Annotated in this window: 13 protein-coding genes and 2 pseudogenes; 2 read left to right on the top strand and 13 right to left on the bottom strand. The window is 67.8% G+C overall.

All coding sequences use genetic code 11. The features are described from left to right. Positions 1-25: 25 nt before the first annotated feature. The 13 genes and pseudogenes from ACFFJD_RS07785 to ACFFJD_RS07725 form a co-directional block, all read right to left on the bottom strand. On the bottom strand, positions 26-1132 hold the full coding sequence (locus ACFFJD_RS07785) for a sensor histidine kinase (protein ID WP_382362791.1): 1107 nt from the start codon (positions 1130-1132) through the stop codon (positions 26-28). Further along, positions 1132-1902, bottom strand: coding sequence for a response regulator transcription factor (locus ACFFJD_RS07780; RefSeq protein WP_382362789.1), 771 nt, complete (start codon positions 1900-1902; stop codon positions 1132-1134). Before ACFFJD_RS07780 ends, ACFFJD_RS07785 begins: the two co-directional genes overlap by 1 nt. 83 nt (positions 1903-1985) lie before the next feature. Beyond that, positions 1986-2774, bottom strand: a complete 789-nt coding sequence (locus ACFFJD_RS07775) for a PaaI family thioesterase (protein WP_382362787.1) — start codon at positions 2772-2774, stop codon at positions 1986-1988. A gap of 50 nt (positions 2775-2824) precedes the next feature. Then, positions 2825-4534: a dihydroxy-acid dehydratase gene (ilvD, locus tag ACFFJD_RS07770; protein ID WP_382362785.1), complete on the bottom strand. Its 1710-nt coding sequence runs from the start codon at positions 4532-4534 to the stop codon at positions 2825-2827. Positions 4535-4702: 168 nt separating this feature from the next. Further along, on the bottom strand, positions 4703-6496 hold the full coding sequence (locus ACFFJD_RS07765) for a GIY-YIG nuclease family protein (protein ID WP_382362784.1): 1794 nt from the start codon (positions 6494-6496) through the stop codon (positions 4703-4705). Between the two features lie 191 nt (positions 6497-6687). Continuing rightward, positions 6688-7572, bottom strand: coding sequence for an alpha/beta fold hydrolase (locus ACFFJD_RS07760; protein WP_246993687.1), 885 nt, complete (start codon positions 7570-7572; stop codon positions 6688-6690). 161 nt (positions 7573-7733) lie between these two features. Continuing rightward, positions 7734-8570 (bottom strand): ABC transporter ATP-binding protein, encoded by an 837-nt coding sequence (locus ACFFJD_RS07755; protein WP_382362781.1) that lies wholly within the window; start codon positions 8568-8570, stop codon positions 7734-7736. After that, positions 8567-9559, bottom strand: a complete 993-nt coding sequence (locus ACFFJD_RS07750) for a FecCD family ABC transporter permease (RefSeq protein WP_246993689.1) — start codon at positions 9557-9559, stop codon at positions 8567-8569. The genes ACFFJD_RS07755 and ACFFJD_RS07750 overlap by 4 nt, the downstream gene beginning before the upstream one ends. Before the next feature lie 50 nt (positions 9560-9609). Next, a complete protein-coding gene (locus ACFFJD_RS07745; protein ID WP_345311969.1) occupies positions 9610-10674 on the bottom strand; it encodes a FecCD family ABC transporter permease in 1065 nt (354 codons plus the stop codon). Next, the gene (locus ACFFJD_RS07740; RefSeq protein ID WP_382362778.1) at positions 10671-11513 is read right to left on the bottom strand and encodes a siderophore-interacting protein; all 843 of its coding nucleotides are present in this window, start codon (positions 11511-11513) and stop codon (positions 10671-10673) included. Before ACFFJD_RS07740 ends, ACFFJD_RS07745 begins: the two co-directional genes overlap by 4 nt. A gap of 101 nt (positions 11514-11614) precedes the next feature. After that, positions 11615-12676: an ABC transporter substrate-binding protein gene (locus ACFFJD_RS07735; RefSeq protein WP_382362776.1), complete on the bottom strand. Its 1062-nt coding sequence runs from the start codon at positions 12674-12676 to the stop codon at positions 11615-11617. A gap of 126 nt (positions 12677-12802) precedes the next feature. Next, entirely contained in the window at positions 12803-13600 is a 798-nt protein-coding gene (locus ACFFJD_RS07730) for a helix-turn-helix domain-containing protein (RefSeq protein WP_382362774.1), read from the bottom strand. 327 nt (positions 13601-13927) lie between these two features. Further along, positions 13928-14491, bottom strand: a pseudogene (locus tag ACFFJD_RS07725) (hypothetical protein); the annotation flags it as partial. Between the two features lie 15 nt (positions 14492-14506). On the opposite strand from ACFFJD_RS07725, the pseudogene ACFFJD_RS07720 reads away from it, so the two are divergent. Then, positions 14507-14788: pseudogene (locus ACFFJD_RS07720) on the top strand (transposase); the annotation flags it as partial. Positions 14789-15136: 348 nt separating this feature from the next. Further along, the gene (locus ACFFJD_RS07715) at positions 15137-15787 is read left to right on the top strand and encodes a DUF6308 family protein (protein ID WP_382362772.1); all 651 of its coding nucleotides are present in this window, start codon (positions 15137-15139) and stop codon (positions 15785-15787) included. Position 15788 lies beyond the last annotated feature (1 nt).

The raw sequence follows: 15788 nt of genomic DNA, 5'->3' as shown, positions 1-15788 counted from the left end.
GGGTGTGCCTCTCGGGAGCAGGGGGTCAGGGGAGGGGGAGGGTCAGGACGAAGGTGCTGCCGCGGCCGGCGCCGCCGCTGCGGGCGCGGACGTGGCCGCCGTGGGCGGCCGCGATCCCGCGCACGATGGTGAGCCCGACGCCGCTGCCGCCGGAGGCACGCGACCGCGCCGGATCGCCGCGGTAGAAGCGGTCGAAGACGTGCGGCAGATGTGTGGCGGTGATGCCCTCGCCGTCGTCGATCACGCTGATCTCCAGGGCCCCGTCGTCGACGGTGGCGGCCAGGATCACCGTGCCGCCGGCCGGGGTGTGCCGCAGCGCGTTGAGCAGCAGATTGTCCAGGGCCTGGCCGATCCGGTCGGCGTCCACCGCGAGGGTCACCGCGGCCTCGTTCTCCACCACCAGGCGCACCCCCGCCGCCGCGAACCGGTCGCGGACGCGCGCGGCGGCATCGTCGATCAGGGTGCGTACCGCCACCGGATCGGGAGCGATCTGCACGGAGACCTCGACGGCCGCGGACACCTCGTCGAGGTCGTCGGCGAGCCGGGACAGGCGGGCGGTGGCCGACCGGATGGCGGCGTAGGTGGTGGCGTCGGGCAGGCGGACGCCGTCTTCGATGGCTTCGATGTTGGCCTCCACCGAGGCCAGTGGGGTGCGGATCTCGTGGGCCAGGTCCGAGAGCAGTTGGCGGCGCGCCTCGTCGACGCTTTCCAGCCGGCCCAGCACCCGGTTGAAGGTGTCGGTCAGCTTGCCGAACTCGGGACCCAGACCGCTGGCCGGGAGTCGTTCGCCGGACCGGCCGTCGCCGATCCGGCCCGCCGCGGTGGCCACCGCGGTGATGGACCGATCGATCCGGCGGGTGATGATCCAGGCCGCCGTCAGCGCCAGCACCGACGAGGTGCTGACCACGGCGACGATGGTGATCGCGATCGCGGAGTTGAAGGCCTCTTCGACGTGCATGGCCTGCTCGGAGTCGTTCGGGAGGCCGGCCTGACCCAGATGGTCGTGGAACAGTGCGGGTGCCACCAGCATGGCGACCACGGCGATGGTCAGGGCGACGCCGGCGATCACCACGGCCATCGCGATCAGGATGCGGGCGCCGAGACCGACCCGGGAACTCCACGACGGCGCCATCAGCGCGACCCCGGGGCGGCGGGATCGTCGATCCGATAGCCGACGCCGCGCACGGTCTCGATGAGCCGGTCGTCGCCGCGGTCGTCCAGCTTGCGGCGCAGGCCGCCGATGTGGACGTCGACCACGTGGGTGTCGCCCACCCAGGTGGAACCCCAGACGGTGTTCATCAGGTGTTCGCGCGTCACGACCACGCCGGGGCGGTGGATCAGGGCGGCGAGGATGTCGAACTCGGTGCGGGTGAGGTGGACGTGAGTGCCGCCGACCCACACTTGGCGGGCGTCCAGGTCGACGATCACCGCGCCGATCTCCCGGACGCGGCGCGCCTGCGCGTCGGGCTGGGCGGCCCCGGCGCGCGGTCGTCGCAGCATGGCGTCGATCCGGGCGATCAGCACGCGCGGGCTGAAGGGTTTGAGGACGTAGTCGTCGGCGCCCACGGACAGGCCGATGAGCATGTCGACCTCGGCGGCGCGGGCGGTCAGCATCACGATGTAGGCATCGGAGAACGTGCGCAGCCGGCGGCACACCTCGACCCCGTCCAGGCCGGGTAGACCCAGGTCCAGGACGACGACGTCGGGCGGATTCCGCTGCGCCGACTCGACCGCCTGCGCACCGTCGTGCAGGACGGTGACGTCGAAGCCGGCGCTGCGCAGATAGTCGCCGACGATGGCGGCCAGGTCCGGTTCGTCCTCCACCACCAGGGCGTGCAGTCCGGCGCGCGGCCGGTCGGCGGGCTCGTCGGAGGGCACGCTGACGCCGGGGGTGGAATCCATGACTCCATGGTGGCCGAGGCCGGGGACGTTGTCGCCTCGCCGCGGACGATCTTGAGTCAATCCATAGGGCCGGAGCCCGCGGCTCAGGCGGGCTGGGCGGTGACCGTGGCCATCGAGCACACCTTGCCGTCCGGTCCGCGTGCGGCGACGTGGGCCACGCCGAGCGAACGCCCGAGGTAGACCAGCTCGGCGGTGAAGTCGGTGGGGGTGGCGCCCGGGCGCGGTCGGACGAAGGAGATGTCGATGCTGCGGGTGCGCCAACCCGGCGCGAAGAGCGAATGCGCCGCGAGTTCGGAGCCGACGGTGAGGACGCCGCCGTGCACGTTGCCCATGCCGTTGGTGGCGTACGGACCGGGCGACATGGTCAGGCGACCGGGGCCGGTGTCGGCGAGGCCGAGGGCGGTCCGCACCGGGACGTCGTCGGGCGGCGGCTGCGGGGCCGGGGGCGTCGGGAGTGCGGCGCGATCGACGTCGACCAGGTGCGAGCGGTGGGTCACGAGGGCCACGATCGCGCCGTCGGCGGTGCGGGCCGTGCCGCGGGTGGTGGCGCCCTGGTCGTCGGTGGCCAGCAGCTCGCCGGTCACGGTGAGCGCGGTGCCAGCCAGCGGCGGGTCGGCGAGGAAGTCGAGGCGGATACTCAGGCTCACCGGCCAGCGACCCACCGTCGTGCCGGCGGCGACGATGGAACCGGTCGCCTCGTCGAGCGCGGGAGCGAGCCCGGCCCGCACCACCTCGGTCGCGTCGTCGCGCAGCCACGGACCGCCGTGGCAGGTGAAGGTGCTGCGCTGGGCGTTCACGTGGACGCCGCGGAATCGGAAGAGCGCGTCGGTGCCGCCGCGGGCGAACCCGGTGACGCTGATCCTGTCGGTCATGCTGCCGACCCTAACGGCAGCCGTCGCCGGGTCCGGCGCGGGGGACCGCGCTACTCGCAGATCGCGCCGCGGGAGGCCGAGGTGACGAGTTTGGCGTACTTGGCCAGCACCCCGCGGGTGTAGCGGGGCGGCAGCGGCGCGAAGGCCTCGGCACGGGCGACCAGTTCGTCGGGGTCGACGAGTAGATCCAGCGTGCCGGAGGCCACGTCGAGCCGGATGCGGTCGCCGTCGCGGACCATGGCGATGGGGCCGGCGTCGACGGCCTCGGGGGCCACGTGTCCCACGCACAGACCGGTGGTGCCGCCGGAGAACCGGCCGTCGGTGAGCAGCAGGACGTCCTTGCCCAGGCCCGCGCCCTTGATCGCGCCGGTGATGGCGAGCATTTCGCGCATGCCGGGTCCGCCCTTGGGGCCTTCGTAGCGGATCACCACCACGTCGCCGGCGGCGATGGTGCCGTCCTCGAGGGCATCCATGGCCGCGCGTTCGCGGTCGAAGACGCGGGCGACGCCCTCGAAGACGTCGGTGTCGAAGCCTGCCGACTTGACCACCGCGCCCTCCGGGGCGAGCGTGCCGTGCAGGATCGTGATGCCGCCGGTGGGATGAATTGGCTGGTCCAGGGCGCGCAGGACCTTGCCGTCCGGATCCGGCGGGCTGATGTGGGCCAGGTTCTCGGCCACCGTTCGGCCGGTCACCGTGAGGCAGTCGCCGTGCAGCAGCCCGGCGTCGAGCAGCGCCTTCATCACCACCGGGACGCCGCCGATGCGGTCGACGTCGGTCATCACGTGCGCGCCGAACGGCTTGAGGTCGGCGAGGTGCGGGACGCGGGCGCCGACGCGGGCGAAGTCGGCGAGGGACAGGTCCACCTCGGCCTCGTGGGCGATCGCCAGCAGGTGCAGGACCGCGTTGGTGGAGCCGCCGAAGGCCATGACCACGGCGATCGCGTTTTCGAACGCCTCCTTGGTCATGATGTCGCGGGCCGTGATGCCGCGGCGCAGGAGTTCGACGACGGCCGCCCCGGACTCGCGGGCGAAGCGGTCGCGGCGACGGTCCGGTGCCGGCGGCGCGGCGCTGCCCGGGAGACTCATGCCGATCGCCTCGGCGGCGCTGGCCATGGTGTTGGCGGTGTACATGCCTCCGCACGCGCCCTCGCCCGGGCAGATGGCGCGTTCGATGGTGTCGACGTCTTCGCGGCTCATCAGTCCGCGCGCGCACGCGCCGACCGCCTCGAAGGCGTCGATGATGGTGACCTGGCGTTCTTCGCCGTCGGACAGCGTTGCGTACCCCGGCAGCGTCGACCCTGCATAGAGGAACACCGACGCCAGATTCAGCCGGGCCGCCGCCATGAGCATGCCGGGCAGGGACTTGTCGCAGCCGGCGAGGAGGACCGAGCCGTCGAGTCGTTCGGCGCTCATCACCGTTTCCACGCTGTCGGCGATCACCTCGCGGGAGACCAGCGAGAAGTGCATGCCCTCGTGGCCCATCGAGATGCCGTCGGAGACGGAGATGGTGCCGAACTCCAGCGGGAACCCGCCAGCCTCGTGGACGCCTTCCTTCGCGGCCTTGGCCAGGCGATCGAGCGACAGGTTGCAGGGCGTGATCTCGTTCCACGACGATCCGATCCCGATCTGCGGTTTCACCCAGTCGTCGTCGCCCATCCCGACCGCGCGCAGCATGCCGCGCGCCGCGGTCTTCTCCAATCCGTCGGTCACGTCCCGGCTGCGGGGCTTGATGTCGGGCTGCGTGCCGTCGTGGGAGGTCATATTCCCACGATAGGACGGGGATCAGCCGTCCGCAGGCGTCCTGCCAGCCCGGTTCTGACCCAGCCGCCCACAGAGTGTCGAGTTGTGGTGCTCAGGCAACCACAACACGACGCTCTGTCGACCAAGCTGTGCCTCCTCGGCCGCTCAGCGGGTCGGCCGGGCGGCGGGCTACTGCGTAGCGGTTCCGGAATCCAGGAGGAGGGCGGCAAGAACTGGATTGTGTGAGTTCTTGATCGCCCCGACCTTCCGCACCCGCATGTAGTTGAGAGCGGCCGTCGCTGCAGCTCGTGTCACCGCTGTGTCGTCGAGCAAGTCGGCCAGAACCTCCAGCGACGGGGCATAGATGTTCAGGTTGAAGGCGCCACCGTCGGAGTACGGCGCGTTGTCAACGTAGGCGCCGGGGTGCTGTCGCATGAACCGAATCGCGTCTGCGTCATCGAAGTCCCCGGAAGAACCGGAGTCTTCTCCGAAGAGTTCGACACCGTTCACCTGGATGAACCCGGAGAAGGTGGTGTTGATTCGCAGGCATTCGGTCCATCCCACGGACAGGTTCGTCAGCGTTCCATGAGAAGGCGTCGTGAGCGGGGAGCTGACCACCCACCACTCATATTCGGTTTGCGACGGCAGTGGGAGACACCGATCCAGATAGGCGCGTTGGATCGCCAGCATCTGCTGAAGTCGCTCGCCCGCGCGTTCTGCGAGCTTGGACATCGCCTCGTTGCCAGCGGATAGATCTGCGGTGTGCATGCGCGGGATCTTCTTCCCGCGCTGGTTTATGCCGACGGGGTCGTTGAGCCAATCTTCTGCTGTCGCGTCTACAGGTGGGAAGATGTCGTCGACTGCGCGATGACCCGTCCAGTACGTCATCTCGGCCTTGTTGCGGGTCGGCAGTCCCGAGTGCTGCAGCGAATGAATCAGCGCGCGCTCCGACGCAAGAAGCTGTTTCACTGGCGATGTCGCAGTGTTGGCTTCGGGATCCGGTAGCAGGCGAACCGACGTGATTCCCTTGCGTTCGCGCTTGTGGGTCTCAATTCTCGCGGGGATGTTCGTCGACTGGCCGAGATACCGATCGCCATTTTCGAACCCGAGAAGGTAGTAGCCGGAGATCCCGTCTCCGACCCGGTCAAGGGCATCCTGTACCGACGTCTTCGTCGGTTCCGATATCGCCACTCCAAACTTGTGCTTATCGCCCCATACCGCGGCCCTGCGTTCCAGATCAGCGATTTCGGCAGAGGAGCGGTTCGCGACTTGGCTATCGAAGACCACCGAGATGGCGGTCCCCGGCATGTGGCCGCCCTCGCTGTGCCGGATCACCGGTCGATCGAATCCCGGGCGCACGGTCCACTGTGGAGCCGTGACCATGGCGATGACCAACAGTTCGTTTAGGGTCTCTTCGTCTGTGGGCGCCACGCGACCTGCGACCCTGGCCTCAGTGAGCTGCCAGTCATCGCCCCATTTCGACGGTGGTGGCCCGGTCCAGGTCAACTCGGCGGTTCCCCAGGGAAGACTGAACATGTCGGTGACCCGGCGAATAGCGGTGTCATCGACATCGTTCGGCGGATCGGCAATGACCTTGATTCGCGGGACTCTTTGCTCGGAGACCGTGAACTGAGTGCGCAGGCGCCAGCCGCTAGCCAGCAGGCCCTGGATAACTTGGTCCATCGTGGTTGTGGCTAAAGCAAATGCCTCGAGTTGAGAGTCACTCAGACCATCGTCATCGTGGATGCCGTCTGGAAGCCATCGTGTGTCGAGGAGCGTTGGGGACTCGGAAATCGCAGCTGGTTCATGGCCTGGACGCCAGTACTCGACAGCCTCGTCATCGATCTCCGCCAGCAGAGCAACATCTGGGTCGTCCGTCTTCTGGAGCCAGTACCTGCCCTCGTCGCTAAGGAAACCCAGGTGGATCGGAAAGTCGCTCGCGTCGCCGTAGAACGGTGACTCTTCCACTTGGTCTTCGGGCACTTGTCCTCCGCTCGGTCTGCAGCTCGAACCGTCACGAACTGCGCTGGAGGACATATTTTCACGACGGTACGACAATATTCGTACAGTGGCGAAACAATTCTGCGCTCAGCGACAGAGTGTGAGGTTGTGGTGCTCAGACGATCACAACCTCACACTCTGCGGGCCCAAGGGCCACGTGAATCTGGCGCGGCCTACGCCCAGCGCTGGACGAACGCGCGGATCGCGGGATCGGCGATATCCGGGTCGGACGCGGTCAGGAAGTGTTGGCCTCCGTCGACGATCGTCAGCTCCGCAGACGGGGACGCGGTGAAGCGCGCGATGCCGTCCTCGGCGTTGGCGACCGAATACACCTGGTCCGCAGTGCCCTGGACCCACAGCACCGGGCAAGTCACCTCGTCCAACCGGGCTTCGATGCCGTCGCGGTCGCGGAGGTTGATCGTGCTGGTCCGGAGGCGACGACGGCCGGCGTCGCCGGTGTAGTTCGCCTGGTACGTGCGGATCCAGAACTGCTGCTCGTCTGCCGACACGTTTTCGCCCAAGCCCGCACCGAGGACCGCGGTGACGAAGTCGGCGTCGACCACCCAGTCGTCGCCGACCGGTGTCGCCAGGGCGTCTACCGAGGGGCCGGCAAACTCGGCGGCGTTCCAGCAACCGCGCTCCATGCTGGCCGTGCTCTCGTAGTCCATCGAGGTGCCGAACACGACGATCCCCTTGATCACCGACGGCGCGAGCATGGCCATCCGCGTCACAATCCAGCCGCCCTGCGAGGTGCCGAGCGCGAACGCCTCGGAGATGCCGAGCGCCTCGAGGACCTGCAGGTTCGCGACAGCACTGTCCCAGTAGGTGAACTGCTCATAGGTGGCGCGGGTGGCGCCGTGCCCGTAGGGCTCGATGGCGAGCAGGTTCATCGTGTCCAGCAGTTCTTCATTGGCGAACTGCGGGCGGTAGAGCTCCACCGAAGTAGTGAAGGAGTTGACCATCACCATGGTCGGGAGCGCGGGGTCGTACTCGCGGCCGAAGCGGTAGCCGATGGTCGATCCGCCCAGGTGGGGGATGTCGATAGTCGAGGTGGTCACAGTTCTCCTTGGTCCGACCGGGTGGTGCTGTTCCCGGATGTCACGTGCGGAAAGAACGCCCCCCATCGATCTAGACCGACCGATCGTTCGGTACTCAGCCTCTCATGTAGTGACCGTCCTCACAAGTGCGGAGTGGGGCGCTTTGGAATGCGCCAGGCACGCTAGACGACGCAGTCGCCGGCTCGGGGGATCACCAGGGGAGAGCCCGTCTCGGGATCGGGGATCACCTGCGATCGCAAGCCGTACACTGCCTCGACGCGCTCGGCGGTGATCACCTCGCTCGGACAGCCGGCGGCCTCGACGACGCCGTCCTTCATCATCACCAGCTGGTCGGCGTACCGTGCCGCCTGATTCAGATCGTGCAGCACCACCACGATCGTGCGACCGTGTTCCACGCGGAGCCGCTCGCAGAGTTCGAGCAGGCTGTACTGGTGGGCGATGTCCAAGAACGTGGTCGGCTCGTCGAGGAGCAGAATAGGTGTCTGCTGGGCCAGGACCATCGCCAGCCAGACGCGCTGCCGCTGCCCGCCGGAGAGTTCGTCGACCAGTCGGCCCGCAAGCGGCAGGGTGCCGGTGGCGGTCAACGCCTCGGACACGGCGGCCTCGTCCTGGCTGGACCACCGGTCGAACATCCGCTGGTGCGGGTAGCGGCCGCGGCTCACCAGATCGGTCACGGTGATGCCCTCCGGTGCGAGCGAGGTTTGGGGCAGCAGCCCCAGCTGCTGGGCCACCGTGCGGGTGCGGATGTCGCTGAGGTCTTTGCCGTTGAGCAGCACGGAGCCGGCGCCGACCGGCAGGAGCCGCGCGATCGCACGCAACAGCGTGGACTTGCCGCAGGCGTTCGGGCCGATGATCGCGGTGAATGATCCCTGAGCCACCTCGATGCTGACGTCGCGGCAAATGACCTTGTCGTCGTAGCCGACGCTGACGCCGTCGACGGCCACCACGGTGGGCGGCGCGGGAACGAGTGTGGGGATCAGCTCTGCGATGTGGGTCATGCTCTCCTCCGATATTCCGAGGCCAGAAGCCAGGTCAGATACAGGCCGCCCAGTGAGACGGTGACGACGCCGACGGGGAAGCCTGCGCGTTGAGCGAGGACATCCGAGGCCAGCAGCACTAGGGCTCCGACCAGGGCGGACGGAATCAGCACGAGGCCGGTACTGCGGGTCAGTCGCTTGGCGATCTGCGGGGCCGCCAGGGCGACGAAGGCGATGGGGCCGACCGCGGCAGTGACCAAGGCGGTCAGCCCGACACCGAGGACGACGGCGGCGCCGCGAATGGTTTCTACCGGGATACCGAGTGCGCGCGCGTTGTCGTCGCCGAGTTCGAGTTGCGTGAGCGGGGAGGCGATCGCCGCGACGGCGACCAGCACTACCGCCAGCGCGCCCAGGAGCGGCCACAGCTGTTCGGCTCCCAGATCGTTGAGCGACCCGGCAGCCCACACGGCTGCGAGCATCGCGGTGTCGACGTCGATGAACAGCAGGAGGGCCGCGTTGAGTGAGCTCAACATGGCTGCCACGCCGATACCCATGATGATCAGGCGGAACGGCTGCACCGAACCGCGGTGGTAGGCCAGCAGGTAGACCACGCCAGCGGTAAGGAGTCCGCCGCCCAACGATCCGAGCGCGATATCGGTGTAGCGGGTGGAACCGAACCACAGCATCACCGCGATCGCGCCGGTGTACGCGCCGGTGGAGAAGCCGAGAATATCCGGCGAACCCAGCGGATTTCGGGTCAGCGATTGGAAGATCGTGCCGGCCACCGCCAGCGCCACACCGCAGACGACGGCGAAGGCTACGCGCGGCAGGCGCCACTCGAGCACCAGCATCTCGGTGCGCGGATCGGCCTGTCCGGTCAGGGCAGCGAGCACCTCGCCGGGCGTGAGCTCGATGGTCCCCAAGCACAGGGCCACCACCGCGGTGAGCAGCAGGACGACGGCCAGCACGCCCGACACCACGGCGGTCCGCAGCCGGATGGTGCCGGACACCGGCACACGCGCTAGGCGCACATTCAAGGCGCGATACCCGTGGTCGACGCTCACAGGCCGCTCACCGACTTACGACGCGCCAGCAGGATGAGCACCGGGGCTCCGACGAAGGCGGTGACCAAGCCGACGCGCAGCTCGCCACTGGGCAAGATGATGCGGCCGAGCACGTCGGAGAACAGCAGCAATGCCGGGGCGACGAGCAGCGTATAGGCGAAGATCCAGCGCTGATCGGGGCCCACGAACCAACGCACCACGTGGGGCACCATCAGGCCGACGAAGCCGATCGGTCCGGCGATGGCGGTGGCGGTGCCAGCCAACAGCGTGATCGATACGAGCACCCCGGTGCGCAGCAGCCCGGTCCGTACCCCGTGGCCGGCGGCCACGGCGTCGCCCAGTGCCAGCGCGTTCAGGGAGCGGGCCGCCGCGGCACCCAGGAGAATGCCGACCACGATCAGGGGAGCGAAGCCCAAGACGGTGGCCAGGTCGCGTCCGCCGATCGACCCGATCTGCATGTACCGCATGCTGTCGAAAGTCTCGCGCTGCTTGAGGATCAATGCGGTGGTGAGGCCGCCGAGCGCGGCGGTGATGGCCACCCCGGCCAGCAGCAGCTTCGCGGGCGTCGCGCGTCCGCCGCCGATAGACCCCAACAAATACACCAGGCCGGTCACCACCGCGGCGCCGAGTAGTGCGAACCAGATGTAGCCGAGCGGGGCCGTGACACCCAGCAAGCCGATAGCGACGGCCACCGCGAACATGGCACCGGCGTTGACGCCGAGGACGCCCGGATCGGCCAGCGGATTGCGGGTGTAGGCCTGGGTCAGCGCGCCGCACAGCCCCAAGGCCGGTCCCACGATGAGCCCGACGACAGTGCGCGGGACGCGTAGCTCGTGAATTGTGACGTGGGCGTCGATCGTGTCGTCGTAATGCAGAAGCGCGTCGACGATGGTGCTCGGGGAGATCGCCGCGGCGCCGACCGAGATCGACGCCAGGACCGTGGCCGCGAGGACCACGACCGCCAGCACCAGTCCCAACTTCCGGTGCGGGCGGGCGTCCGGGAACTCCGACGATGCAGGCCGCGTGCTGTGCCGGCCGGCGGCAGGGAGTGTGCTGGTCACAGGCCGGCGGCCTCATAGATCCGGAACACTTCGTCGACGATCTCTTCCGAACCCTGACTGCTCTCGTACAGGGCGTCCAGGTGCGCGCGGATCTCCGGGGCGAGCGCGGCGTAGCGGCTCTCCCACTCCTCGGAATTGTCGATCCAGTAGCCCACGGTCCGATAGCCGTCCGCCGGCCGCTTGCGGTCATGGCGGAGCAGTTTGCGGGTGGCCCGATTGATCCGCGTCTCGGAGGCGACCCAGACGAAGGTCTGCTCGTCGATCTCGGTGCGCCGCAACACCTTTTCCAAACTGCTGGGGGCATGGCCGTTACCGCTGCCGCGCAGCCAGATGTACTCGACGGCGGCGTCGGTGTCGGCTTCGATCTGGCAGTGGGCCCCACGAACCTCGCCGATCACCGTGGTGGGGATCAGGTGGGCGGTCAATTCCGCGATGCGCAGAGCCGCCGGCAACGCCGGTTCGTCGGCGAGCAGGATCTGCCGGTGCGCCCAGTCGGGTCGCTGGTACAGATGGCGCGGCGGCGTGATCCCCACCTGTTGTCCCGGCTCCGCCGCGGCGGCCCAGTCGGCGGCGATGCCACCGGGATGGATCACGAAGTCGATGTCCACTTCGCCGGGACGGTGGGCTCGAATCGTGTAGGTCCGCATCGGCAGCGGCGCCGCGTCGTCGGGATATTCGCAACTGTTCGAGAGCAGCCTCGGCCACACTGTTTCCCCATGGGCGTCGGGAAAGAACAGACGCACGTACTCGTCGCCGATGCCGCTGGTCGGGAACTCTCGCAGGTCGTCGCCGCCCAGCGTCACACGCAGCATGCCGGGGCTGACCGTGGACGTGCCCACCACAGATCCGACGTGTAGGCGGGGGACGTAGTCGGCGGGCAGCCCTGTGTACACTCGTCGCAGTTCAGCGACGTGCTCGGACGTGGGCGACGATGCGGGGCTCACGGCGCGGGCACCACGGCGCGGCCGCCGCTGACTGCGCTCGCCAGTTCCCGCACGAAGCCGTGGTCAATGGCCCACGGAATGCTCAGCGGGGAGGGCGCGTTGGTGGCCATGCCCATCTGTCGGCTCTCCAGGAACAGGTAGTTTCCGTCGACGATCGGCGTCCACCGCGAGAACTTCGGATCCTTGAGCGTGTCCTGGGTTTCTTGGGTGCTCGACGACCATCCGATGAACAGGTCGCTGGCGATGTCGCCGAGGTTTTCCAGGCTCGTCCCGCCGTAGACCTCGTCGCTGCCGATCTTGCCGAGCGCCTGGGCAAGATCGGGGGAGTCGACCAGCCCGAACTCGCGGATGAAGGCGACCCGTGAATCGCCGGCGGCGTACACGCCCAACTCGGTGCTGCCCGGCGAGAGGGCCACGCCGTAGAGGAACGACTTGCCCTTCATCTCCGGATGGGCGTCGGAGGCCGCGGTGATCTGGTTCTGCGTCTGGGTGATCAGTTCGTCGCCTCGGGCTTTCTCGCCCAGCGCGGTGGCCACCACGCCGGTGAGGTCCTGCCAGGTGCCGGAGCGCCAGGCGCGCTCCGGGTAGGCGACGGTGGGCGCGATAGCGCTCAGCCGCTTGTACTGGTTCTCGGTGACGCCCGAGTGCGGGGCCAGGATCAGATCAGGGTCCAGTTGCAGGATCTGCTCGTAGTCGGGCTCCTCGCCTTCCTTGAGGACCGCGGGCAGATCCTGGCGCAAGACGTTCTGCACCTGGTCGCGGAACCAGGGCGCGTAGCCTTGGTCGTCGCCCGCCCACGATTTGGGGACACCGACCGGCGCGGTGCCAAGGGCGGCGACGACGTCCTCGGCCATCCAGCCCAGAGTCACCACACGCTGCGGTTTGGTGGGGATCTCGGTGGCGCCGTGGACGTGCTCAATGGTGACGGGGAAGCCCGCGGCGGCCGGGCCGCTCGTCGACGAGTTGTCGGAGGTGCTGCACGCGGTGGTGGCGCCGAGGGCTGCGACCGCGGCCACAGCGATGGTGGCAGTCAGGAGCGTCCGCCGAAGTCGGAACATGAGAACGTGCCTTTCACAGAGGGGTGGACCCTAGTAAGGGTTGCCTATCTTTGGTCGGATCCACGCTATGCGGCCGCGTCGTCGACTATCGGACACTCTCGGTCGCATTGCGGACACGCCGTGCGGTCAGGGGGCGCGGCCGGGTACAAACTCGCTCGGCGGTTGTTTGAGCAGGCGACGGAAGGCGGCCGTGAAGGCGCTGCTGGTGGTGTAGCCGACGCGACGTGCGACGACCCCGACCGGCAGATCTTCGCCGAGGAGCTCGACTGCGCGGGCCATGCGCGCGTGGGTCCGCCATTGGGTAAAGGTGAGCCCGGTTTCGGCGCGAAATGCGCGAGCAATGGTGCGTGAGCTCTGCGAAGTCCGGTACGCCCAGTCGTCGATCGAGTGGTTGTCGGCAGGGTCGGCCATGATCTGCCGCGCGATCTCGGCGATGCGCTGGTCGTGCGGGAGGGGCACGGTGATGGTCGGCCGCGATCCGTCGGTGATCAATTCCAGGCAGACTTCCTGCGCGCGCAGGCGCTGCGCGCGGGGCATGGGTGTCCAGTCGAGATGGGCGAGGAGTTCGCGAAGTGCAGTGTTGACCACCACGGTGCGCACCGGTCCCACGGCGCGTCGCCACGCTGTTGGGCGGATGTACATCGCGGCCGGAGTGGTCGACGATCGCCGGTCCACCGAGTGTTCGGTGCCCGCCGGGACCCACAGGCCCTGACCGACGGTCAGGTTCCAGAGCTGGTCTCGGGTGCGGACTTCGCTGAAGCCTCGTTCGGGCCAGAAGAGGGTGTGCTCGCCGTGGCTGTGCGGCTCTTCCACGCAGCCGTCGAGGTGTCCGACGTGGCGGTGGGCCGGCGAGTGCGTGGAGAGCAAGAGTCCGGCCGGAACGAGAGCTGCGGCGGCGGCCGTGGGGTGGTGGGTAGCAGCCACGAACAACCTCTCCGATAGGTGAGGCTTACCTTATATGGCGTGTGGGCTGTGATATACGGTGGCGGGGGTAGAACGCGGGAGGTCGCGAGTTGTCGGACGACCAGTGCCCGCGTACGACTGAACACCAGGCTTGTAGACGGACCGGCTGCGCTCGGTCGCCTCTCGGCGAAAGGCGCAACGCGGCTCCAGCCGAACGGAACTCCGCGAAGGCAAAGGGTTGAGCCCGGGGGACACGGAACGCAACCGATCCAGCCTGTGCAACGTCGTCCCCGCGAGGTCTATTCCGGGAGTCGTCTCGACGAAGTCGGTGGTCAGTGCTCGCTGCGGTCAGCGAAAGTACTGCTGGTAGCGGGCGTAGGGCACCTGGCCGGTGGGGCTGGCTTCGATCGCCCGCACGACCTCCGGCGGGATCGGCGTCCAGTACGCCGGCATCGCCGCGGCGAGGCGGGGACTCACGATGTAGATCAACGCGAAGTTCACGATCCACAGCGGGGGTGCCATCGACATGCCGACCGTGGTCGTCACGCCGCCCTTGGTGTTGGTGACCAGCTGGGCGTCGCCGGAGATCTGCTGCGCGACGAACCCGAACGGCACCTCGACCGTGTAGGCCGACCGATAGAGCGCGAGCAGGGTGTGGGTCGCGCCGTTGGCGCGCAGCCACTGGCCGACGTATCCGCCCGGTGCGATCAACGTGTTGACCTTGCGGGTCGGTGCGTCCGCGTTCGCGGGGCTCTGCAGCTGGCCGCGGGTGTTGACGTACACGCCGTAGCTGCCGAGCACCGATGGGGCCACCTGGCCGTTGATCTTGGACAGCATCGGACGGCCGACGGTGTTGGTGAGGATCGCGATGGAGGCGTCGATGGTCTTGGCGGCTTGCGGATCGCCGCTTACGAACACCCGCAGCGCCGCGAGGGGAAGAAACTCATGTACAAGATCTTGCGCCGTATCCGCACCGGACTGTCGGCAGGCCTGCAAGAGTTGGCCCAACTCGGACGAAGCCTGTGGTCCCAGCGTGCCGACATCCTCGCCTACTTCGACACCGGCGCCTCCAACGGACCAGTCGAAGCAATCAACGGCCGCCTCGAACACCTCCGCGGCATCGCCCAAGGCTTCCGAAACCTCGACCACTACATTTTGCGGTCCCTACTGCACTCGGGTCAGCTCGCGAATCGGATCAACGCACTCTGAGAGACGAAGAGCCACAAAAGGGGACTTCACGACCACCGACTCAATCCTGGAGGTCGTCCAGAAGTAGCAGGCCATCGCGCTCCCTCCTCGTCCCGCGGCCGACGCTTCGCGGATGCTTGATTCTGTTACCTGGGGAAGTGTCACGTATGCAGAGGTGACGAGCCGAAGATTCGGCTGCTGTGCCGAATTGACGCGATCGTCCACTGAGATGACGTTGATCCGGAAACCGGTCGTTGGGCCGCCTGCGAACCTATCCTGTCGTGGTGCGCGCTGCCGATGCTGTTGTGGTCGCGGCATCGCAACACGACGATCTGCGGGAGTTTTTGGGTTTAGCGAAAGGCGATTGGCATGAGAATTCCGATAGAGCTAAGAACTGACGACGTGACGGCCGCTGCCGCCACATTGACCGAGTACTTCGGCGGAGCAGCCTCAGGGAACGACCCATTCCCGAGTAATCGGTACACAGGCGCATCGTTCGATTCGTGGGACTCCACGGGGACTCGCGTCGCGGATGCTGATCGCTTCACGGCCGACGACTTCGTGGCGATCGGGATGCTGTCGGTGAATGCAGGTCCTAGGGCGGCAAGGATCCTGCTGCGTGATGAAGCTGCGGAGTTCTCGGACCTCCTGCAGGCCATCGGTGATGACCGGGACCTTGGTGACGTGGACGAGGTGATCGATGACAGCTGGCCGGCCTGGAAGCTCGAAGCCCGGCTTCGAAGCGTGCCCGGGATCGGCCTCACGATTGCCTCGAAGCTCATTGCTCGTAAGCGGCCGAAGTTGTATCCGATCTGGGATGACGTGGTCACCGGGGTGATGGGTACGAGGAAAGCGCACTTGGTGCCGATTCATGAGGCGCTGCGCGACGGTTCGGGTTTACGTGAACGACTGCGGGCAGCTCGTGCCGAGGCCGAGCTGCCCGACGTCATCAGCGAATTGCGCGTATTGGATGTCGTGGCGTGGATGGAAGGCAAGCGTTCGAAGTCGGCGCAGCGTTAGC

The sequence above is a fragment of the Gordonia phosphorivorans genome (genome assembly GCF_042432625.1).
Classification (GTDB): Bacteria; Actinomycetota; Actinomycetes; order Mycobacteriales; family Mycobacteriaceae; genus Gordonia; species Gordonia phosphorivorans.
This window is presented reverse-complemented; position numbering and strand designations above follow the sequence as displayed.